This is a genomic window from Aeromonas hydrophila subsp. hydrophila ATCC 7966 (assembly GCF_000014805.1).
Classification (GTDB): Bacteria; Pseudomonadota; Gammaproteobacteria; order Enterobacterales; family Aeromonadaceae; genus Aeromonas; species Aeromonas hydrophila.
Map to the genome: position 1 here is coordinate 418,483 of NC_008570.1, position 20,682 is coordinate 439,164.

The 20,682-nt window shown below is 64.1% G+C and carries 15 protein-coding genes; 11 read left to right on the forward strand and 4 right to left on the reverse strand.

Annotation, left to right across the window (positions count from 1 at the left end; genetic code table 11):
• From mshQ to AHA_RS02045, 11 genes are all read left to right on the forward strand, one after another.
• Entirely contained in the window at nt 1-3,684 is a 3,684-nt protein-coding gene (gene mshQ, locus AHA_RS01995) for an MSHA fimbrial biogenesis protein MshQ (RefSeq protein WP_011704375.1), read from the forward strand.
• A gap of 204 nt (nt 3,685-3,888) precedes the next feature.
• Nucleotides 3,889-4,929: a rod shape-determining protein gene (locus tag AHA_RS02000; RefSeq protein ID WP_005308111.1), complete on the forward strand. Its 1,041-nt coding sequence runs from the start codon at nt 3,889-3,891 to the stop codon at nt 4,927-4,929.
• Between the two features lie 42 nt (nt 4,930-4,971).
• A complete protein-coding gene (gene mreC / locus AHA_RS02005) occupies nt 4,972-5,877 on the forward strand; it encodes a rod shape-determining protein MreC (RefSeq protein WP_011704376.1) in 906 nt (301 codons plus the stop codon).
• The gene (gene mreD / locus AHA_RS02010; protein WP_005308115.1) at nt 5,877-6,362 is read left to right on the forward strand and encodes a rod shape-determining protein MreD; all 486 of its coding nucleotides are present in this window, start codon (nt 5,877-5,879) and stop codon (nt 6,360-6,362) included. The genes mreC and mreD overlap by 1 nt, the downstream gene beginning before the upstream one ends.
• A 51-nt stretch (nt 6,363-6,413) precedes the next feature.
• Nucleotides 6,414-7,001, forward strand: a complete 588-nt coding sequence (locus tag AHA_RS02015) for a Maf family protein (protein ID WP_011704377.1) — start codon at nt 6,414-6,416, stop codon at nt 6,999-7,001.
• 186 nt (nt 7,002-7,187) lie between these two features.
• Nucleotides 7,188-8,657 carry a ribonuclease G gene (rng, locus tag AHA_RS02020; RefSeq protein ID WP_011704378.1) on the forward strand — a complete coding sequence of 490 codons (1,470 nt, stop codon included), beginning with the start codon at nt 7,188-7,190 and terminating at the stop codon, nt 8,655-8,657.
• Nucleotides 8,658-12,557, forward strand: coding sequence for a YhdP family protein (locus tag AHA_RS02025; RefSeq protein WP_164927517.1), 3,900 nt, complete (start codon nt 8,658-8,660; stop codon nt 12,555-12,557). It abuts the gene before it with no gap.
• 34 nt (nt 12,558-12,591) lie between these two features.
• Nucleotides 12,592-12,912 carry a Dabb family protein gene (locus AHA_RS02030; RefSeq protein WP_011704380.1) on the forward strand — a complete coding sequence of 107 codons (321 nt, stop codon included), beginning with the start codon at nt 12,592-12,594 and terminating at the stop codon, nt 12,910-12,912.
• A gap of 28 nt (nt 12,913-12,940) precedes the next feature.
• A complete protein-coding gene (locus tag AHA_RS02035) occupies nt 12,941-13,747 on the forward strand; it encodes a carbon-nitrogen hydrolase family protein (RefSeq protein ID WP_011704381.1) in 807 nt (268 codons plus the stop codon).
• A gap of 150 nt (nt 13,748-13,897) precedes the next feature.
• Nucleotides 13,898-15,346 carry a metalloprotease TldD gene (gene tldD, locus AHA_RS02040; protein WP_016349174.1) on the forward strand — a complete coding sequence of 483 codons (1,449 nt, stop codon included), beginning with the start codon at nt 13,898-13,900 and terminating at the stop codon, nt 15,344-15,346.
• A 32-nt stretch (nt 15,347-15,378) separates the two neighbouring features.
• Nucleotides 15,379-16,239 (forward strand): SIS domain-containing protein, encoded by an 861-nt coding sequence (locus tag AHA_RS02045; RefSeq protein WP_011704383.1) that lies wholly within the window; start codon nt 15,379-15,381, stop codon nt 16,237-16,239.
• An 87-nt stretch (nt 16,240-16,326) separates the two neighbouring features.
• On the opposite strand, the gene AHA_RS02050 is transcribed toward AHA_RS02045, so the two are convergent.
• The 4 genes from AHA_RS02050 to murQ form a co-directional block, all read right to left on the reverse strand.
• A complete protein-coding gene (locus AHA_RS02050; protein ID WP_011704384.1) occupies nt 16,327-16,932 on the reverse strand; it encodes a DUF2057 domain-containing protein in 606 nt (201 codons plus the stop codon).
• A 49-nt stretch (nt 16,933-16,981) separates the two neighbouring features.
• Nucleotides 16,982-18,055 carry a porin gene (locus tag AHA_RS02055; RefSeq protein WP_011704385.1) on the reverse strand — a complete coding sequence of 358 codons (1,074 nt, stop codon included), beginning with the start codon at nt 18,053-18,055 and terminating at the stop codon, nt 16,982-16,984.
• 101 nt (nt 18,056-18,156) lie between these two features.
• The gene (gene murP, locus AHA_RS02060) at nt 18,157-19,611 is read right to left on the reverse strand and encodes a PTS N-acetylmuramic acid transporter subunit IIBC (RefSeq protein WP_011704386.1); all 1,455 of its coding nucleotides are present in this window, start codon (nt 19,609-19,611) and stop codon (nt 18,157-18,159) included.
• 99 nt (nt 19,612-19,710) lie between these two features.
• Nucleotides 19,711-20,607 carry an N-acetylmuramic acid 6-phosphate etherase gene (gene murQ / locus AHA_RS02065; RefSeq protein WP_011704387.1) on the reverse strand — a complete coding sequence of 299 codons (897 nt, stop codon included), beginning with the start codon at nt 20,605-20,607 and terminating at the stop codon, nt 19,711-19,713.
• Between the last annotated feature and the right edge of the window lie 75 nt (nt 20,608-20,682).

Sequence of the window (20,682 nt, forward strand, 5' to 3'; positions counted from 1 at the left end):
ATGAAATGGCTGTGGGCGCTGGCCCTCTTCACTAGCCAGGTCTGGGCGTTCGATCCCATCGATACCGGCTCGCTCTTCCCGGCCGTGGTGCAGGGCCATCATGGCAACAACAACGATGCCTGCCACCAGATCAACGGATACCAGCTGATCCAGCTCAACAACGCCAAGATCAATGGTAGCGGCGGGCTGCCACTCAACTTCTGCTCCATCCAGCCGGATCAGAACAACACGCGGCGCTGCGACGATGGTGCTGGCGGCTACAAGGTCTGTACCGTCACCGGCAGTGACATTCGCGGGCTGGCGCTGAACGGCAACAACGCCTTCCCCTCCAACAATGCCAATACGACCCAGACCTGCTCGTCCGGCTCGCAGAGTGCTTCCAGCGCGGCTTATGACACCATGACGGTGGAAAGCTGCACCATGACTTTCCCCAGCCGCAGCACCTATCAGTTCAAAACCCTGACGGTGCGCAACAACGCGACCCTGGTGCTGGGCGAGGGGGATTATTTTATCGACCGCCTGAACCTGGACAACGGCACCATCCGTCTCTCCGGCAGCGGGACCACCCGGATCTTCGTCAACCAGGACGTGAAGCTGGTCAACACGGTCAGTATCAACGCCAACAACCAGGGCAGCCTCATCTGGGTGAACTACAACAACATGGTGATCGACAACAGCACCACGTTTTATGGTTACCTCTATACCGACGGGCTGCTCAACATGAACAACAATGCCACCGTCTATGGCAAGGTGACGGCCGGCTACCTGAAGATGGATGCTCAATCCAGCATCAATACGGCGGTGTTGCCGCCTATGCTGACCTGTTTTGCCGATGGCTTCGACAGCGCCCAGATCAACCCGGACAGCTGGGTGGTGGCCCAGCGCAACAACAGCACCCTGCCATCGGTACAGAACGGCCGTCTGCGCCTCACCCAGAACATTACCGATCAGGCCACTTCGGCCACTTTCCAGCGCCTCTTCCCGGGGGCTGGCAACCTGGTGACGGTCGAATTCGATCAATACGCCTACAAGACTTCCGGCACGAGCGGGGCGGACGGCATGGCGGTGGTGCTTTCGGATGCCACCCTGACGCCGCAACCGGGGGCGTTTGGTGGCCCGCTGGGCTATGGCTACAAGACCGGGATCAGCGGCTTTGCCGGCGGTTGGCTCGGGGTGGGGCTCGACGAGTACGGCAACTATGCCAACGAGGGGGGAAGTACCAACCTGGGGTCGCGGCCGCAGGCGGTCTCCATCCGTGGTTCGGGGTCGGGCACCTCGGGTTACCGTTATCTGACGGGGACGGCCAGCAACCTGAACCCGCCCGTCGACAGCGGCACCAACGGCAACCGGCCCCATCGCTATCGCATCACGGTCGACTCCCGGGTGGCTGGCAGCTCGCTGGCCACGGTGGAACGGGATACCGGGGCTGGTTACAGCTCCCTGATCGGCCCCATCAACATGACGAGCCAGACCGGTCAGGCGGCGGTGCCGGCTAATTTCCTGCTCTCCCTGACCGGCTCCACCGGTTCGGTGACCAACTTTCACGAGATAGACAACGTGCGGATCTGCGCCCTGCGCTCCAACCCGGTGGGGGTGCAGATCGACCACTTCCAGCTCGATCACTCGGGTCAGGCGCTGACCTGCAATCCGGAGACGGTGACGGTCAAGGCATGCGCCGATGCGGCTTGTACCACTCTGATCACCGACCCTGTGACCGCGACCCTGAGTCTGGAGCCGGTTTCCAGCAGCAATGGCTGGGTTGGCGGCAATACGGTGACCTTCAGTGGCGGTTCCACGACTGTTCAACTGCGCAACAACACCGCCACTTCGGTCACCATAGGGGTATCCGGTTCGGTTCCGGCTACCAAGCCGTTCAGCACAACCTTGTGCAAGGCTGGCGCCGGGACACCCAGTGCGGCTGCCTGTACCCTGAATTTTGCCGATAGCGGTTTCTTCTTCGATGTGCCGGATACCTACTCGAACCAGCCGCAGACAGTAGCCATCAAGGCGGTCAAGAAGAGCGACGTGACCAAGCAGTGCGTGCCGGGTTTTGCCAATCAGAGCAAGAGCGTCAAGTTCTGGAGCAGCTATGTTTCGCCGGCCAGCAATAACTACAACAGCAGAATGAGCGTCAACAACAGCGTGATCGGCACCAGCCAGGGCAATGCCACTGCGCTCTCCCTCAGCTTCGATGCCCAGGGGCAGTCGAGCATGACGGTCAAGTATCCAGATGCCGGCAAGGTTCAGCTGGATGCCCGCTACGACGGCACGGGCAGTGAGGCGGGGCTGGTGATGCTCGGTTCGGATCAGTTTGTGGCGCGTCCGGTCGGCTTGTGCATTACGCCCCCGCAAGGCGTCTGCGCGGCAGGGGACAGCAGTTGCCCGGTGTTCAAGAAGGCGGGAGACACCTTCCAGGTAGATATCAAGGCCATGGCCTGGGAATCGGTCAACGATGGGGATATTTGTGCCGGGAACCAGACCACGCCCAACTTTGTCCTGTCCAATATTGCTCTGGGCAGCACCTTGGTGGCGCCAAACCCCGGCACCAATGCAGCGGTGGGAACGGCTACCTATAACCATGTTCCCGCGAGCAACAGCCTCAACAGCGTCACCCAGACGGTGAGCGAGGTGGGGGTGTTCAGGATGACGGCCACCCCGCAGGCCAATGCTTATTTCACCTATACCATCCCTCCCGCCAGCAGTGTGCCGGTGGGCCGCTTCGTACCCTGGGACTTTAATCTGTTCAGCGGGACCGTGACCCCCGCCTGTGGCGGTTTCAGCTATATGAGTCAGCCGTTTGGCGTGAAGATGCGTCTGCAGGCTCGCAACAAGCAGGGCGGGGTGACTCTCAATTACCGCGACGCCTTTGCCAGAGGGCTGCTCTATCTGGTCGCTGCCGACAACAAGGACGGCATCGATCGAACCGATCGGATCGGCAGCCTGGCGACCAACTGGCAGGCTGGCGAGGTCATTTTCGATGGCAGCAGCCGGTTTGCCCGTCTGGCAGAGCGGACGCCGTCGCTCACCACGCCGGAAGAGCCCTTTTTCAAGCTACGATTCGGGTTGCGCGTCATCGATGGTGAAAACCCGTCGATCACGACCCTGACCGGAATGAACATGAACACAGGCGTGTCGGGTGACTGCCAGGTCGGTGTGACCTGCAATGCGAAGCAGCTGAGCATCCCGGCAGTGATTGATGACACCATGGTTGCCTACTACGGCAGGGTGCTGGCCGGTACGGATCGTGGCGCCGCCAGCGAGCCGCTGTCGCTCTCCTTGCTGATGCAGTACTACCAGAACGGCGCCTGGAGCCGCAATGAGGCAGATGTGTGCAGCACGCTCTCGCTGGCCAATGACGGCGTGCTCTTTACCGATGATACCCAGCACTATGATGTGGCCAGTGGCGATCTGGTGTTGGGAACGACGGCCAGGATTAGAGTCGGACTGGGAGCCCCTTCGCCAGGGGCCGTCGTAGGGAAGGCCGACAAGGGAGAGTTGCTGTTCCACTTTGGCGCTCCTCAGTTCGCGGTACGCGTGCCATATAGCATCGTGCTGGAAAAACAACCGCAACAGCCGCGTTGGCTGGCCGATCCGGGGAACCTGAACAGCCTGCTGGGTGAGGCCATCTTCGGCTCCAGCCGGGGTAATGACAGAATTATTTATCGGCGCGAAGTGATGCACTGAGCGGGGAGTTGGGGCGGATCTGTCACCTTCGCCCACCTATCCCCTTGTTTATTAGCGTTTGTCGGCTTGTGCGGGTGAGTGATGACTCGCATTTTTGTCGCGCCTGATGGGTTGGCGACAGTTTGAGCGCTTGCCGATTGGGGTGGGCATTGGTAAAGTTAGCCGGTTTTCTGCACCTCCAAATTCTTAGGATTTCCCGTAGCCATGTTCAAAAAGCTCAGAGGCGTCTTTTCCAACGATTTGTCGATCGACTTGGGAACTGCCAACACCCTGATCTATGTAAAAGATCAAGGGATCGTCCTTAACGAACCCTCAGTTGTCGCCATTCGCCAAGAGCGCGGGAACGCCAAATCGGTCGCTGCCGTCGGTCATGCCGCCAAGCAGATGCTGGGTCGTACCCCTGGTAACATCTCCGCCATTCGCCCGATGAAAGACGGCGTGATCGCCGATTTCTACGTGACCGAGAAGATGCTGCAGCACTTCATCAAGCAGGTTCACGACAACAACTATTTCCGCCCCAGCCCGCGCGTGCTGGTGTGCGTGCCGTGTGGCTCCACCCAGGTGGAACGCCGCGCCATCAAGGAATCCGCTCTGGGTGCCGGTGCCCGCGAGGTCTACCTGATCGATGAACCCATGGCTGCCGCCATCGGTGCCGGCCTGCCGGTCTCCGAAGCGACCGGTTCCATGGTGGTCGATATCGGTGGTGGTACCACCGAAGTGGCCATCATCTCCCTGAACGGTGTGGTTTACTCCCAGTCCGTCCGTATCGGCGGCGACAAGTTCGACGAAGCCATCATCAGCTACGTGCGCCGCAACTACGGCAGCCTGATCGGGGAAGCCACCGCCGAGCGCATCAAGCACGAGATCGGCTCCGCCTATCCGGGCGAAGAGGTGCGCGAGATCGAAGTGCGTGGTCGCAACCTGGCTGAAGGTGTGCCGCGCAGCTTCACCCTCAACTCCAACGAGATCCTGGAAGCGCTGCAAGAGCCGCTGTCCGGTATCGTCTCCGCCGTCATGGTGGCGCTGGAGCAGTCTCCGCCCGAGCTGGCCTCCGACATCTCCGAGCGCGGCATGGTGCTGACCGGTGGTGGTGCCCTGCTGAAAGATATCGACCGTCTGCTGATGGAAGAGACCGGCATCCCGGTGGTGGTTGCCGAAGATCCGCTGACTTGCGTGGCCCGTGGTGGCGGCAAGGCACTGGAGCTGATCGATATGCACGGTGGCGATCTGTTCCACTACGAATAAGACCCAAAGCCGGCCAGCGTGCCGGCTCTTTTTTGACGACCCATGAAACCCATTTTTGGTAGAGGCCCTTCGCTTCAGTTACGGTTGTTTCTCGCCGTCATCATCTCCATTGCTGCCATCGTAGCGGACTCCCGCTTCGGTGTGTTCAGCCACGTCCGCGTCTACCTCAGTTCGCTCGTCAGTCCGCTGCAATATATGGCCAATGCGCCGGGTATCATGCTCGACACCATGTCGACCCAGGTGCAGACCCGGGCCGGCCTCATCGAGCAGACCAAGCAGCAGGAACAACAGCTGTTCACCCTGCGCTCACGCCTGCTCAAGATGGATCATCTGGAGCACGAGAACCAGCGCCTGCGCGAGCTGCTGGGTTCGCCGGTGCACAAGGAGTCCCGCAAGATGGTGGCCGAGCTGCTGTCAGTGGATTCCGACCCCTTCAGCCATCAGGTGCTGATCAACAAGGGGGCGCTGGACGGTGTCTACAACGGCCAGCCGGTGATCAACGATCAGGGGGTGATAGGTCAGGTGCTGCACGTGGGTTCCACCACCAGCCGCGTCCTGCTGATCACCGACTCCAGCCACGGCATCCCGGTGCGGGTGCTGCGCAACGACCTGCGCGCCATAGCCTCCGGCAGCGGCGAGCTGGACAAGCTGGAGCTGCGCAACCTGCCGCGCAACACCGACGTCCAGGTCGGCGATCTGCTGGTCACCTCGGGCCTTGGCGGCCGCTTCCCGGAAGGTTATCCGGTGGCGACCGTGACCCGCTCCGACTACGTGGAGGGCAAACCCTTCGCCCAGGTCGAGGCCAAGCCGCTGGTGGCGCTGGATCGCTTGCGCTATCTGCTGCTGCTGTGGACCGACAAGAAACCGGAAGTGCATGACGATGAAGAGGCGCCGACCCCTGCGGCAGCCCCGGCTGCGGCGCCTTCGGCTGCGGGAGCGACGCGCTGATGTTGCAACCCGCCAGCGGCAGGATCTGGATCTGGATCTCGATCCTGCTGGCCCTTAGCCTGTCGATCCTGCCGCTTCCTTTCCAACTCGAACCCTTCCGGCCGGACTGGCTCGCCATGGTGCTCATCTACTGGGCGCTGGCGCTGCCACACCGGACCAACGTCGGCACCGCCTGGGTGGCGGGCCTGCTGCTGGATGTGCTGCTCGGCAGCACCCTCGGCGTGCGGGCCATGGCGATGGCCATCACCACCTATCTGGCGGCGTTCCAGTTCCAGAAGATCCGCAACTTCTCCCTTTGGCAACAGGCGCTGATCATTGGCTGCCTTTCGCTGGTGGGCAAGGTGACCATCTTCTGGGCCGAGCACCTGTTCAGCCGCGCCAGCCTCAATTTCGCCTACTTTTGGTCGACCCTGAGCACGATGCTAATATGGCCCTGGGTTTTCCTGGTCTTGCGCAAGGTGCGCCGGCGCTTCAATATCAAGTGAATATGAGTAAAAACAACTCATTGTAACCGTATCCTGGCTCGCGAAGTGATTATGAACAAGCACAACGAACTGCAACTCTATCTCGCCTCGGGCTCGCCCCGCCGTCACGAACTGCTGACCCAGCTGGGCTACCGCTTCGAGGTACTCAAGCTGGATGTGCCGGAACAGCGGGAAGAGGGCGAGAAGCCCCAGGACTATGTCTGCCGGCTGGCCCGCGACAAGGCAACGGCCGGCGTGGCCGCCGCGCCCACGGCGCTGCCGGTGCTGGGCGCCGACACCATAGTGGTGCTGGGTGACCGGGTGCTGGAGAAGCCGTCCGATCTGCTCGACGCCAAGGACATGCTGGAGGCGCTCTCCGGCAAAGTGCATCAGGTGATGACGGCGGTGGCGCTGGCCACCCCGGAGCGCTGCGACGTGCGGCTGGTCACCACCAACGTGGCGTTTCGCAAGCTGGACGAGGCCGAGATCGAGGCTTACTGGCGTACCGGTGAGCCCTGCGACAAGGCCGGTGCCTATGCTATCCAGGGCATTGCCGGCAAGTTCGTCAGCCGTATCGAGGGGAGCTACAGCGCCGTGGTCGGCCTGCCCCTGCTGGAAACAGATCTGCTGATCAAGCATCATCTGGAACAGTCTCGGTAATCCAACCGCTGCCTTGTTGCGCTGTGCCGGTTCCGCGAACCGCTCGCAGCAAGGCGATCAGAATTTGAAGCCATCACAGGCAAGGCATAGGTCGGTGACATGCACCGGCTGTTTCTTACTGCGTTACTCACCGGGCACGTGCCGGTTTGGCTGCCAGAATTTAAAACTAGAAAGGCAAGGTAACTTATGTCGGTAGAACTGCTGGTAAACGTCACCCCCTCCGAAACCCGGGTTGCCCTGGTCGAGAACGGTCTGCTGCAGGAAGTGCACGTGGAGCGTCAGGCCAAGCGCGGCATCGTGGGCAACATCTACAAAGGCAAGATCAGCCGGGTGCTGCCCGGCATGCAGGCGGCTTTCGTCGATATCGGCATGGACAAGGCGGCCTTCCTGCACGCCTCCGACATAGTGCCGCACACCGAGTGCGTGGCGGTGAAGGAGAAAGAGCAGTTCCAGGCTGGCAACATCGCCGAGCTGGTGCGCCAGGGGCAGGACATCATGGTGCAGGTGGTGAAAGATCCGCTGGGCACCAAGGGCGCCCGCCTTACCACCGATATCACCCTGCCGTCCCGCTATCTGGTGTTCATGCCGGGCAGTGCCCACGTCGGCGTCTCCCAGCGCATCGAGTCCGAGGCGGAGCGCGAGCGCCTCAAGCGCACCGTGGCCGGCTATGTGGACGAGCTGGGTGGCTACATCATCCGCACCGCTGCCGAAGGGGTGGGTGAGCAGGAGCTGGAGCAGGATGCCGCTTTCTTGAAGCGCCTGTGGCGCAAGATCCTGGAGCGCAAGCAGAAGTACCCCCCCTGCAAGATCCTCTACGAGGATCCCAGCCTGGCCTTTCGGGTGGTACGCGACTTCGTCGGGGCTGAGCTCGACAAGATCCGGGTCGACTCGCGCCAGAGCTTCGATCAGCTCAAGCGCTTCACCGAGGAGTACGTGCCTGAGCTGGCCAACAAGCTGGAGTACTACTCCGGCGAGTCGCCGATCTTCGATCTCTACGACGTGGAGAACGAGATCCAGCGCGCGCTGGAGCGCAAGGTAGAGCTCAAATCCGGCGGCTACCTCATCATCGACCAGACCGAAGCCATGACCACGGTGGACATCAACACCGGGGCCTTCGTCGGCCATCGTAACCTGGAAGAGACCATCTTCAACACCAACGTCGAGGCGACGGCGGCCATCGCCCGCCACCTGCGCCTGCGCAACCTCGGCGGCATCATCATCATCGACTTCATCGACATGCAGTCGGAGGATCACCGCCGGCGGGTGCTGCACAGCCTGGAGCAGGCGCTGTCGAAGGACCGCGCCAAGACCAACGTCAACGGCTTCTCCCAGCTCGGCCTGGTGGAGATGACCCGCAAGCGCACCCGCGAGAGCCTGGAGCACGTGCTCTGCTCCGAGTGCCCCGAGTGCAAGGGGCGCGGTCGAGTCAAGACGGTGGAGTCGGTCTGCTTCGAGATCCTGCGGGAGATCATCCGGGTCAACCGGGCTTACGACGCGGATCAGTTCACCGTCTACGCCGCACCGGCGGTGGCCGACTACCTGCGGGGCGAGGAGTCTCACAGTCTGGCCGAACTGGAAGTGTTCATCGGCAAGCAGGTCAGGGTGGTGAGCGAGCCCCTCTGCGGGCAGGAGCAGTTCGACGTGGTGATGATGTAATTGGTCTATCGCTGGCTGAGTCGGGGCTGGTTGGCCCTCGGGGTCTTCTTCGTGCTGCTGGCCATCCTGGTCAGCCTGGTGCGCTTTGGCGGCCCCTTGCTCAATCAGCACCGGCAGGCGCTGCTCAATACCCTGCTGGCCGACAGCAAGCTGGAGGCCAGCGTCGATCGCATCGGGCTGGACTGGACTCAGCTCGGCCCGGCCCTCGAACTGCAGCAACTGGTGATCGCGCCGAATTCGGGTCGCTTCGCCCTGCGTCTTGGCAAGGTGTGGGCCCACCTCGACTTCTGGCGCTCCCTCAACGAACTCAAGCCGGTGTTTGGCCAGTTGATCCTGAGCGATGGCGACATCGCGCTGGATCTAGGCCAGCCCGCGGAGCCGGAAACCGGCAACGGCAGCGACCAGCAGCAGGCCCTGCTGCGCTTTCTGCTGACTCAGCTCTCCACCTTCGATATTCACGACACCCGTCTCAGCCTCACCACGGCGCTGGGGGAGGTGCGCGCCCTCGACATCGCCCAGCTGCGCTGGCAGAACCGCGGCAAACGCCATCAGGGGGTCGGTAAGGCCTATCTCATCAACGGGGTGGGCGAGAGTACCCTCGACCTCATCGTCGACGTGGATGCCCCCCAGGTGCGGCTCGATCGACTCAAGGGCCAGCTCTATCTGGGGGCCCGCCAGCTCGACATCAGCCCCATGCTGGCCCGCACCCACTCAGGGGAGCCCAAGGTGAGCGGCCAGCTCGACTTTCAGCTCTGGAGCGAGTTCAAGGCCGGCCAGCTGGGGGATTCGCTGCTGGCGTTTGGCGACAACTATCTGATCTGGCAGGATGAAAAACAGGGTGACCTGCACCGGCTCGGGCTGCAGGGGGGCAAGATCCAGCTGCGCCGGGACGGCAAGGAGTGGCAGTTTGCCAGCCACGACGTCACCTTCAAGCTCGACGGCAAGCCCTGGCTGCACAGCCGGCTGCAGCTCGAGCGGGTCGGCGATCGCATCCAGGGTTATGTGCCGGCCATCGATCTGGACCAGATCGCCAACCTGAGCCAGCTGGTGTCGGGGATCTATCCCGAGCTGACCGAGACCCTCAAGCGCACCCGCCCGACCGGCAAGATCCAGGATCTGATCCTGCAGGCGGATGCCGGCTGGCAGGGGCTCTCCGTCAGCGGCCAGCTGTCCCACATCCGGGTCAACGCCTGGCACGATGTGCCCGGCGTGCGCGACCTCAACGGCGAGTTCTGGCTCACCCCGACCGGCGGCAGCGCCCGGCTGCAACTGGCAAACGATGCCATAGATCCGGCCCGCCACTTCAAGGAGCCGATCCCCATCGATCGTTTCTCGGCGCGGCTCGACTGGTGGCAGGTGCCGCAGGGCTGGGTGCTCTATGGCCAGGATCTGGTGCTGGACAACCCGGACTTGAGCCTAGCCAGCCGTTTTCGGCTCGATCTGTTCGAGCACCCCTTCCTCGCCCTGACCGGTCGCATCGACGTCAAGAATGCGGCCAACGCCGATCGTTACTATCCGCTGCAGGTGATGGACAAGAGCCTGGTGGATTACCTGAGCGGGGCCATCAAGGGGGGCAAGGCCAAGGGGGCTGACCTGCTCTGGTATGGCGAGTTCCGTGACTTCCCCTACCGCAAGGGCGAGGGCATCTTCCAGGTGGCGGTGCCGCTGCAGCAGGCCTCCTACGAATTCTTCCCCGGTTGGCAACCGCTTACCGACCTGCAGATCGATCTGTTGTTCCAGAACGCCAGCCTCGACATGAACAGCCGCGCCACCCAGCTCGGCAAGGCCAGCTCCGACTCGGTGCACGCCTGGATCCCGGACCTCTATCCGGGTGCTCACCTCTACGTGGACGCCAAGGTTGAGGGCGAGGGCAAGGCCATCAGCGACTACTTGCAGGACTCGCCGCTCGGCGGCTCGGTCGGTCAGGCGCTGCGGGAGGTGGAGATCCGCGGCCCCATGAAGGGCTCGGTGAAGCTGGATATTCCGCTGGATGGCGAGAGCGAGGTCAAGGCCAGCGGCGACGCCCTGTTCAGCAACAACAAGGTGCGGGTGACCAGCCTGGATCTGCCGCTGGAGCAGGTGCAGGGGCGGCTCGAGTATGACAACGAGCAGACCCGCTTCAGCAACCTCAAGGCGAGCCTGTGGAACCAGCCGCTCACCCTCGACTATCAGGGGCGCCAGCAGCCCAATCGCTATCAGGTCGATCTCAAGTTCAAGGGGCAGTGGGACAGCCGCCGCCAGCGTCAGGACATCCCGGCGCTGGACATCCTCAAGGGGCGCGGCAACTGGGCCGGCAGCCTGGGGCTGACCCTGCCGGGCGATCAGCCGTTCAGCTTCCAGCTGGCGCTCGACTCCAACCTGCAGGGCATGGGGCTGGATCTGCCCGCGCCGCTCGCCAAGGCGGCCGGCAGCCGGCTGCCGCTCAAGGTGACCGCGCGTGGTCGCGATGGCAGTGCTGACATCCGCGCCGTGCTCGGGGCCGACGTGGATATGCAGAGCCGGCTGGTGTACGGCGACGGTGTGCCCTACCTCAGCCGGGTGCGGGTGGACGTGGGGCAGCCCGGCGCCCGGGTGCTGCGCGACCGGCCCATGCTGCTCGCCATCAACCAGCAGCAGGCCGATGTGGCTGGCTGGCTGGCCCGTCTCAAGCAGTGGCTGCCGGCCAGCACGGCGCCGAGCGGCAATGCGGTGGTGGGCCCCTCCTTCTTGCCGCAGGAGTGGTGGGTGGACGGCCGTCTGGCCCGCGCCGACATCGGCAGCGCCAACCTCAAGGCGGTGCACTTCACCGTGGGGCCGGTCAATCAGGCCACCGAGGTGATGATCGACAGCCCGGACGTGATGGGGGTGGTGCGCCTGCCGGTATCCGAGCGTCAGCCCATCGACGCCAAATTTGCCCGCATCCACTGGTCCGGCAAGAGTTCGGATCTGAGCCCGGACCCCGATGCCAGACAGGACAGAGCCATCATGGATGCCATCCCCTGGCTCACCTTCAGCTGCGTGGACTGCCGCTTCGGCGAGTTGCCGCTGGGGGAGGTGAAGGGGGAGCTGATCCCGGGGGCCGACAAGCTGAGCCTCAAGGGGCTGGAGATGCGGCTGGCGGGCAGCCAGCTGAACGGCAGCGCCGAGTGGCTGGCCGGGGCGGATGGCATGCAGACCCGCGCCCGCGCCCACATCAGCAGCAACAACAGCGAGCTGCTGCTCAAGCGGCTCGGCTACACCTCGCCCATCGGCGATGCGCCCGGCAAGATGGCGCTGGATCTGAGCTGGCGCGACGTACCCTATCGGCCCAACGTGCCGACCCTGAGCGGCACTGCAGACTACCAGCTGGAAGGTGGCACCCTGCGCGAGGTCAACGACAAGGGGGCGCGACTGCTCTCCCTGCTCAGCCTGGATTCATTGCTGCGCAAGCTGCGCCTCGATTTTCGCGACGTGTTCGACAAGGGCTTCTACTTCGAGTCCATGTCGGCCTCCGCCAAGATCAAGCAGGGGGTGGTGGACAACCGCGACTTCTACATGAAGGGGGCGGCCGGCAACCTGCGCGGCGAGGGTATCGCCGATCTGGTGCGCTGGCGGCTCGACTACGAGTTGAGCTTCTCCCCCAACCTGGGCGGCACCCTGCCGGTGGTGGCGGCCTTCTCGCTGACCCCGATCACCGGGCTCTATGTGCTGGCGCTCTCCAAACTGCTGGAGCCGGTGGTGGACGTGGTCACCCGCATCGATTTCCGGGTCTCCGGCCCGCTCGACGATCCCAAGCTGATCGAGGCGGGACGGGATCGGGCCCGCATCAAGCTCAACCAGCAGCAGAAGGAGGCGGTTGACGCGGTGGCCCCCAACCTGCCAACGCAGGAGGTGACCCCTTTCCTGCTGACCCCCAAGCACGCGGGGCCCGCCCAGCGCTGAACGAGCGGCCCGGCACCATCACAAGGAGTGAGCCATGATCCGACATATCCTGCTGATCGCCTTCAAGCCGGGCACCCAGCCCGCACAGATAGACGCGGTGCGCGCCGCCTTTCTCGCCATCCCCCATCAGGTCAGCGGCGTGCTGGCGGTGGAGTGGGGGCGGGATGACAGCCCGGAGGGGCGGGCCGAGGGCTTCACCCACAGCGTGCTGATGACCTTTGCCGACGAGGCGGCCCGCCAGCGCTATCTGCCCCACCCGGATCACGATGCCCTCAAGGCCATCTTCCGCCCGGTGCTGGAACGTATCATAGTGCTGGATTACACCCTGCAGGCCGGCGATGCGGTCAGCATCTGACGGTGGCAACAACGACAAGGAGCGCCTCATGTGGTTAGCCGCAATACAGCTGGTATCGGGCCGTCGCTGGCAGGATAACCGGGAGCAGATCGCCGCCGAGCTGGCCCTGTTGCCGAGTGAGCGGCCACTGCTGGTGCTGCTGCCGGAGAATTTCGCCCTGTTTGGCGAGCGGCAGGGCTATCTGGACGGGGCCGAGGCAATCGGTGCAGGGCCGATCCAGGCCCAGCTGGCCGAATGGGCCCGTGATTACGGCATCTGGCTGGTGGCGGGGGCCATGCCGACCACCATCGCCGGTTCCGACCATATCCACACCAGTACCCTGGTGTTCGATCCCAGCGGTGAGCGCAAGGGCCACTACCACAAGATCCACCTGTTCGATGTGGACGTGGCGGACAATCACGGCCGTTACCGGGAGTCGGAAACCTTCAGCCCCGGTGAGGAGCCTGTGCTGGTGGACTCCCCGTTTGGTCCCCTCGGCCTCTCGATCTGTTATGATCTGCGCTTTCCCGAGCTGTACCGCCGGCTGGCCCGCGCCGGTGCCCGCGTGCTGCTGGTGCCTGCCGCCTTCACCGCCGTGACTGGCGAGGCGCACTGGGAGCCGCTGCTGCGGGCCCGCGCCATCGAGAACCAGTGTTACCTGGTGGCCGCCAATCAGGGCGGCACCCACGAGACGGGGCGCCAGACCTGGGGTCACAGCATGGTGATCGACCCCTGGGGTCGGGTGCTGGCCAGCCTGGACAGCGGGCGCGGCACCGTGCTGGCACCGCTGGACCCCGGTCTTGTCGACGAACTGCAACGCACCATGCCGGTGCTGGGCCATGCCCGTCTGCTATGAACATGTGCAGGTTCGATTCGCCCTGTGGTGGGGGAGTCGGACGCTTGCAAGCCCGATGGTGGATTGGACGTCCGCTGACGTTTCGCCAAGCGAACCCACGGTCTGGGATTTAACCGTTACGACATCTCGCATCGAGAGTGGAGAGAAAGATTGAGTCTATTGAGCCAGGTTAGTGCCTCCCTGTTGGCCCCCCACGACCTCGACGAAGGGCGGCTGCAGCAGCTGCTCGGCAGCCTGATGAGCCATCAGGTGGAGTTCGGCGACCTCTATTTCCAGCGCAGCTGGCACGAGTCCTGGATGCTGGAGGACGGTATCGTCAAGGATGGCAGTTACAACATCGATCAGGGGGTCGGGGTGCGCGCCGTCAGCGGCGAGAAGACCGGCTTCGCCTACTCGGACGAACTGAGCCTGCTGGCACTGCAACAGTCGGTGACCGCCGCCCGTGGCATCGCAGCTGCCGGTGCGCAGGGCAAGGTGAAGGCGTGGGCTCGCACCGAAGCAAACCTGCTCTACCCGGCGCTGGATCCGCTGCAGACCCTCGACAAGCAGCAGAAGATCGCCCTGCTGGAGCAGATGGACAAGTTTGCCAGAAGTCTGGATCCCGCCATCAATCAGGTAATGGCCTCCATCAGCGGCGTCTATGAAGAGGTACTGGTGGCCGCCACCGATGGCACCCTGGCCGCCGACGTGCGCCCGCTGGTGCGCCTCTCGGTGACCGTCATCGCCGAAAAGGGCGATCGTCGCGAACGCGGCAGTGCCGGTGGTGGTGGCCGCTTCGGATACGACTATTTCCTTGAGTTGGACGGACTGGAGAGCCGGGCGTTTGGCTATGTGCGCGAGGCGGTGCGCCAGGCGCTGGTCAACCTTGACGCCATCGACGCACCGGCCGGCACCATGCCGGTGGTGCTTGGTGCCGGCTGGCCCGGCGTGCTGCTGCACGAGGCGGTGGGCCACGGTCTGGAGGGGGATTTCAACCGCAAGGGGTCGTCTGCCTTTGCCGGTCGCATCGGCGAGCAGGTGGCTTCCAAACACTGCACCATCGTCGATGACGGCACCCTGCCGGGTCGGCGCGGCTCCGTCTCCATCGACGATGAGGGGACGCCGGGCGGTTACAACGTGCTGATCGAGAACGGCATCCTCAAGGGTTACCTGCAGGACAAGCAGAACGCCCGCCTGATGGGCGTGCCGCTCACCGGCAACGGCCGCCGCGAATCCTACGCCGCCCTACCGATGCCGCGCATGACCAACACCTACATGCTGGCGGGTCAGTATGATCCGGCCGAGATCATCGCCTCGGTGAAGAAGGGGATCTACGCCCCCAACTTCGGCGGTGGTCAGGTGGATATCACCTCCGGCAAGTTCGTCTTCTCCGCCTCCGAGGCCTACCTCATCGAGGATGGCAAGATCACCGCGCCCATCAAGGGGGCGACCCTGATCGGCAACGGCCCCGAGGCGATGAGCCAGGTTTCCATGGTGGGCAAGGATCTCGCGCTGGATCGCGGGGTCGGGGTCTGTGGCAAGGAGGGGCAGAGCGTGCCGGTCGGTGTCGGCCAACCCACCCTCAAGCTGGATCAGCTCACCGTGGGCGGCACCCAGTAAGGGCGCCGCAGAACAAGCAGCAGAGAGAACCCATGCTTACCCTGTCGAAAATTTCCAATATCCGCAGTCAGCTCTCCCCCAGCGAGCTCAAGATCGCCGATTACATCCTGGCTTGCCCGGAGCAGGTGACCCACTTCTCCTCCCAGGAGCTGGCCCAGCAGGCTGACGTCAGCCAGTCGAGCATAGTGAAGTTCACCCAGAAGATCGGGTTCAAGGGCTTCACCGCCTTCAAGCTGGCGGTCAGCGAGGATCTGGGGCGCAAGCACGCCATCAAGACCGACAACGTAGGGGATCTCTACAACGGCATCGGCCGCGACGACGATCTGGAGACCATGGCCAAGAAGCTGGCCCAGGAGAAGATCAACTCCATCGTGGAGACCACCCAGGCCCTCGACAACGCCACTTTGGCGCGGGTGCTCGACGTCATCAACCAGGCTGGCCGGGTCCAGCTGGTGGGGATCGGTGGCTCGGCGCTGACCGCCAAGGATCTCTGGTACAAGCTGCTCAAGATCGGGGTCACCACCCTGTTCGCCCAGGACAGCCACGTGCAGATCTCCATCGCCCAGACCCTGGGACCGGGGGACGTGCAGCTGGTGGTCTCCTATTCCGGCGCCAGCCGGGATGTGCTGGCGGCGGCGGAGCTGGCCAAGCGCAACGGCGCCACCCTGATCGCGGTCACCTCGTTTCGCAACACCCCTCTGCGGCAGATGGCCGACATGGTGCTGGACACGGTGGCCGACGAGAACGAGCTGCGCATCTCCTCCATCTCGTCGCGCACTGCCCAGAACACCATCACCGACATCCTGTTCCTCGGCCTGGTGCAGCGCCGTGACGAGGCCTGGGCGCTGATCGACGGCACCCGTGGTGCCATCGACCGGCTCAACAAGGAGTGAGGCGGGCCCGGCTGCAACAGACGCCGAGACCTGCCGATAGAAAAAACCACCCGCTTGCGGGTGGTTTTTTTATGGGCCAGTGCCGGCTCAGAGGGCGAGGGCCCAGCGCAGGAAGGCCTTGCGCTGGGCCTCGTCGGCGGCAAGGTAGCGCCGTTGCAGTTCAGGGTCGACGGGCACGGCGCCCGGGGTAGCTGCGGGCAGGACTGGCGTGACGGCTGGCAGGGCGGTGGCTGCGCTGGCCGACCCGTCGTAACGGGCCAGTAGTGCCTGATAGTCAGTCAGCAGGCTGTCCTGGCTGCGTGGCAGGGCAGTGGTCAGCAAGGGGCGGGTGCCGTCAGCGGTCGCCAGCTGCAGTGCCGGGCTGGCCGCAAAGCGGCGAATGGCCTGCGGGGTGGGCAGCGGCGGGGTGACCAGCCGCAGGGTGCCGCTGGCCGGCAGAGTCAGGGTCAGCAGCAGCGGGGCGGAGCGGACGCGTCCCTGGCTCTCGTTGGTGGAGCCGGGATCGAGTGGGCTGTCGAAGCGCACCAGCAGCCGGGTCTCGCCGGCGGGCAGCGTGAGGGCTCGCTCGAAGGGGGAGGCCTTGCCCCGGGATGAGGCCAGCAGGGTGAGGTTGTCTGCCAGCTCCAGCCGGGCGGCCTGGGTCGGCAGGGCCAGCAACAGCAGCAGGGTGGTGAGCAGTGGGAGGTGGATCATGGGGGGCTCCAGCAGAAAGCAAAAAGCCGGCCGACTGGCCGGCAGGGGATCAGAACTCGTAGCGCAGGCCGAGGTGGTAGAAATCCTCGCTGTTGCTGCTGCCGCCAAAACTGGTGACCGTGCTGCCGGCCAGCCCGTCTTCACCGCCCCGGAATACGTAGGCGCTGTAGAGGGAGGAGCGCGGAGTGAGCTTGTACTGCAGCTCCAGGGTGGTGTCGCGCAGGCTCATGCCGTCTCCTCCGTCGTTGTCGAGGTGGCGGTAGCCGGCGCGGGCGGCCCACTTCTGGTTGATGTCGTAGACCGCGGTCAGCTCCCACACTTTGTCTTCGCTGTCCGCCTGGCCGTTGCGATAGCTCACCTGATCCTTGGCATAGAGGGCGCCCAGCATCAGCGGGCCCAGGGTGTAACGGGTACCGATACCGCTGAAGCGGTACTCGTCGGCGTTGGGGTCGACCTTGCTGGCACCGGTCTGGGCCGCCTTGCTCTGCTGGTAGGCGATGACTGGCGCCAGCTTGCCCGCCGCTCCGAGATCGAAGGTGTAGCGCAGGGCGCCGTTGTAGCCGTAGTCGAGATCCGAGGTGCCGTTGCCGAGGATGTAGGCCAGCGACAAGTCCAGATTGCCGAGGGTGTTCTGGTATTGCAGGGTGCCGTCCTGACGGAACACCTGTACCGCGGTGGAGTCCACCTTGCTGGCCTGGCGCGCCATGGAGACATCGGAGGCGGCAAACACGTCGCCGATGTCGGTGAACATGATGAGCCCGGAGGAGACCCGGCCACCGGTCAGCTTGCCCCACTGGCCGCCATCGAGCCCGGCCCAGACGTAACGGGCGGTGAGATCGCTGCTGTTCTTCTGCACGTTGTTGGCGTATTCGGCGGCATTGACCTGGTACTGGGCCATGCCGATCACGGCCACCTGCTCGTTGACGGTCTGGCGGGCGGTGAAGCCGATGCGGCCGTCGAAGTCGCCCTGATCGTTGCCGCTCTTCTTGTCCGAGATGTTGAAGCCGAGGCGACCGTAGAGATCGACGTTGGAGCCGTCATCGGCCTGATAGATGACGGCGGCCTGCGCCGTACCGACGGCAAGCAGGGCAGGAATGGCCAGGGCAAGCATGGACTGTTTCATTGTTGTCTTTCCTGTGAGGGCTCTGTGCCAGAGCCGGGGTGAGTTTGGCCGTGACCCCGATTGCTCGGGGCCAGACCTTGGCGATAAATCCGGAGGGGGGATTAACTCAGATCGACGTTCTTGCAGCCGAACATCAGGGTGATGAGGTAGCCGCCGAGGTAGGCGACGGCGAGGCCGGCGGCGTAGACCAGCATGCCGGGGAAGATCCCCTGGGCCGAGGTCATCAGCGGCAGTGCGACGATGCCGGAGGGACCGAACACGGTATTGAGACCGACCGGCAGGCCCAGCCAGGAGATGAGGCCGACCAGGAAGCCGCCGAGGGCGCCACCGCAGCAGGCGGTGATGAAGGGTTTGACCCGCGGCAGGGTGACGCCGTAGATGAGCGGCTCGCCCACCCCCAGGATGCCGGGAATGATGGTGCCCTTGACCTGGGTGCGCAGCAGGGAGTCCTTGCCGGCGCGGCTGTAGAGCGCCAGGGCTGCGCCGACCTGGCCGGCCCCTGCCAGCGCCAGGATGGGGAACAGGGAGTTGAAGCCCTGGGCATCCATCAGTGCGAAGTAGACGGGCACAAACCCCTGGTGGATGCCGAACATCACCGAGATGAGGAACAGGCCGGCCAGAATGGCGGTGCCGAACGGATTGCCGTTGAGGTGGATGAAGAGCCAGGACATGCCGTTGTAGAGCTGCACGCCGAGGGGCATGATCAGGACGAAGGTGACGGCCCCCATGATCAGCAAGGTGATGCCGGAGGTGAGGATCATGTCGAGGCTGTCGGGTATGAAGCGGCGTACCTGACGCTCCACCGAGGCGCCGATGATGCAGGCGATTAGCACCCCGATGATGTTGCCGCGCGGATCTATCTGGTGGCCGAAGAAGTCGCTGACCCCGGCATAGATGCCGCTGGTGGCCTGCGGGTCATAGCCCATGACGAACAGCGAGGCGAGGATGGCACCATTGACCCCGGAGCCGCCGAACGCCTTCTGGGCGTTGTAGCCGATGAGGATGCTGAGGAAGCTGAACAAGCCCTTGCTGAACAGCTTCATGTAGCCGACGAATTCGGCCAACATGCCGCCCGCCTGCTGGCCTTCCAGCAGCAGGGTCTGCTCGATCAGGGTGGCGAAGCCGAGCAGCAGGCCGGCGGCGATGAAGCCGGGGATCAGCGGAGTGAAGATGGTGGCAAACTTGGCCAGGAAGCGGTGAGCCGCACTGGTCTGTTTCTGCTTCAGCGCCTGTTTCTTGGCGGCGGCGATCTCGCCCAGATCGGCGGATTGGGCGGTAGGCGCTTCCAGTGCGCCGAGCCCCGCGCTCAGCATGCCGTTCATCAGCTCGCAGGCGGTCTGGGCCTTGCCCGGCCCCAGCACGATCTGGAACTGGTCGTCGCTCTCGATGACCCCCATCACGCCGGCGATGCGCTTGATGGTATCCCGGTCGGCATGCAGGCTGTCGGCCAGGCTTAGCCGCAGCCGGGTCATGCAGTGGCCGCAGTGGGTGATGTTGTCGCGACCACCGATGGCCTGGATGAGCTGGCCAACCATGGTGTCAGTTATTTTTGCCATAAAGAACCCAGTCAGTCTGTTGTGTCATGAGGGTGCCTGGGCACCCCGTTCTTGTTGTGGTATTGCCGTCCCTGGCCCGGCCAATGTGCGGTTGGCCGATCAGTGGGTGCACTGGCTGATGAAGCCGTTGCTGCTTTGCAGGCGGGTGCGGGCTTCGTCGGCCGTGAGTCCCGCCAAGATCATCACGATGGCGGTCTTGCAGTGGTTGTCCGCCTGCGCCAGCGCCCGCTCTGCCACGGCGCGCTCGCAGTCGGTGGCCTCCATCACGATGCGCTTTTGCCGCTCCACCAGCTTGGCGTTGGTGGCTTCCACGTCCACCATCAGGTTGCCGTAGACCTTGCCGGTGCGGATCATGGCACCGGTGGAGAGCATGTTGAGGATCAGCTTCTGCGCGGTGCCCGCCTTCATGCGGGAGGAGCCGGTGACGATCTCGGGGCCGACCACCGCTACCATGCTGATGTCGGCCGCCTGGGCCAGCGGGCTGCCCGGGTTGCAGCTGATGCTGCAGACCGTAGCGCCCACCGCTCTGGCGTGGGCCATGGCGCCCAGTACGTAGGGGGTTCTGCCGCTGGCGGCGATGCCCACCAGTACGTCGTTGGCGCAGAACTGGATGTTTTTCAGATCCTGGGCGCCGAGTTCGGCGTCATCTTCGGCGTTTTCGACCGCCTGCAAGATGGCCTTGTGGCCGCCGGCAATCAGGCCGACCACCTGCTCGGCAGAGACGCCGTAGGTCGGCGGGCATTCGCTGGCATCCAGGATACCGAGCCGGCCCGAGGTGCCGGCGCCGATGTAGACCAGCCGGCCTCCCTTGCCGAACGCTGCCGCGATGGCATCGACCGCCCGGGTGATCTCGGGCAGCAACTGGCTGACCGCCAGCGCGACCTGCTGATCCTCCTGATTGATGACGCGCAGCATCTCCAGGGTCGGCAACTGGTCGATCTCGACGCTGGCCGGGTTGCGGGTCTCGGTAATCATGCTTGATAGGTCAATGGTCATCGTTTCCTCTGCTTAAGGTCATCGCCACTCCCGGCGTAAAACATCCCTCTTGATGACAGGCATGATTATCGATTT

Bases quoted from the DNA above. Each gene is read 5' to 3' on its own strand.
- mshQ (WP_011704375.1), top strand. From the start codon at position 1: ATGAAATGGCTGTGGGCGCTGGCCCTCTTCACTAGCCAGGTCTGGGCG.
- AHA_RS02000 (WP_005308111.1), top strand. From the start codon at position 3,889: ATGTTCAAAAAGCTCAGAGGCGTCTTTTCCAACGATTTGTCGATCGAC.
- mreC (WP_011704376.1), top strand. From the start codon at position 4,972: ATGAAACCCATTTTTGGTAGAGGCCCTTCGCTTCAGTTACGGTTGTTT.
- mreD (WP_005308115.1), top strand. From the start codon at position 5,877: ATGTTGCAACCCGCCAGCGGCAGGATCTGGATCTGGATCTCGATCCTG.
- AHA_RS02015 (WP_011704377.1), top strand. From the start codon at position 6,414: ATGAACAAGCACAACGAACTGCAACTCTATCTCGCCTCGGGCTCGCCC.
- rng (WP_011704378.1), top strand. From the start codon at position 7,188: ATGTCGGTAGAACTGCTGGTAAACGTCACCCCCTCCGAAACCCGGGTT.
- AHA_RS02030 (WP_011704380.1), top strand. From the start codon at position 12,592: ATGATCCGACATATCCTGCTGATCGCCTTCAAGCCGGGCACCCAGCCC.
- AHA_RS02035 (WP_011704381.1), top strand. From the start codon at position 12,941: ATGTGGTTAGCCGCAATACAGCTGGTATCGGGCCGTCGCTGGCAGGAT.
- AHA_RS02045 (WP_011704383.1), top strand. From the start codon at position 15,379: ATGCTTACCCTGTCGAAAATTTCCAATATCCGCAGTCAGCTCTCCCCC.
- AHA_RS02050 (WP_011704384.1), bottom strand. From the start codon at position 16,932: ATGATCCACCTCCCACTGCTCACCACCCTGCTGCTGTTGCTGGCCCTG.
- AHA_RS02055 (WP_011704385.1), bottom strand. From the start codon at position 18,055: ATGAAACAGTCCATGCTTGCCCTGGCCATTCCTGCCCTGCTTGCCGTC.
- murP (WP_011704386.1), bottom strand. From the start codon at position 19,611: ATGGCAAAAATAACTGACACCATGGTTGGCCAGCTCATCCAGGCCATC.
- murQ (WP_011704387.1), bottom strand. From the start codon at position 20,607: ATGACCATTGACCTATCAAGCATGATTACCGAGACCCGCAACCCGGCC.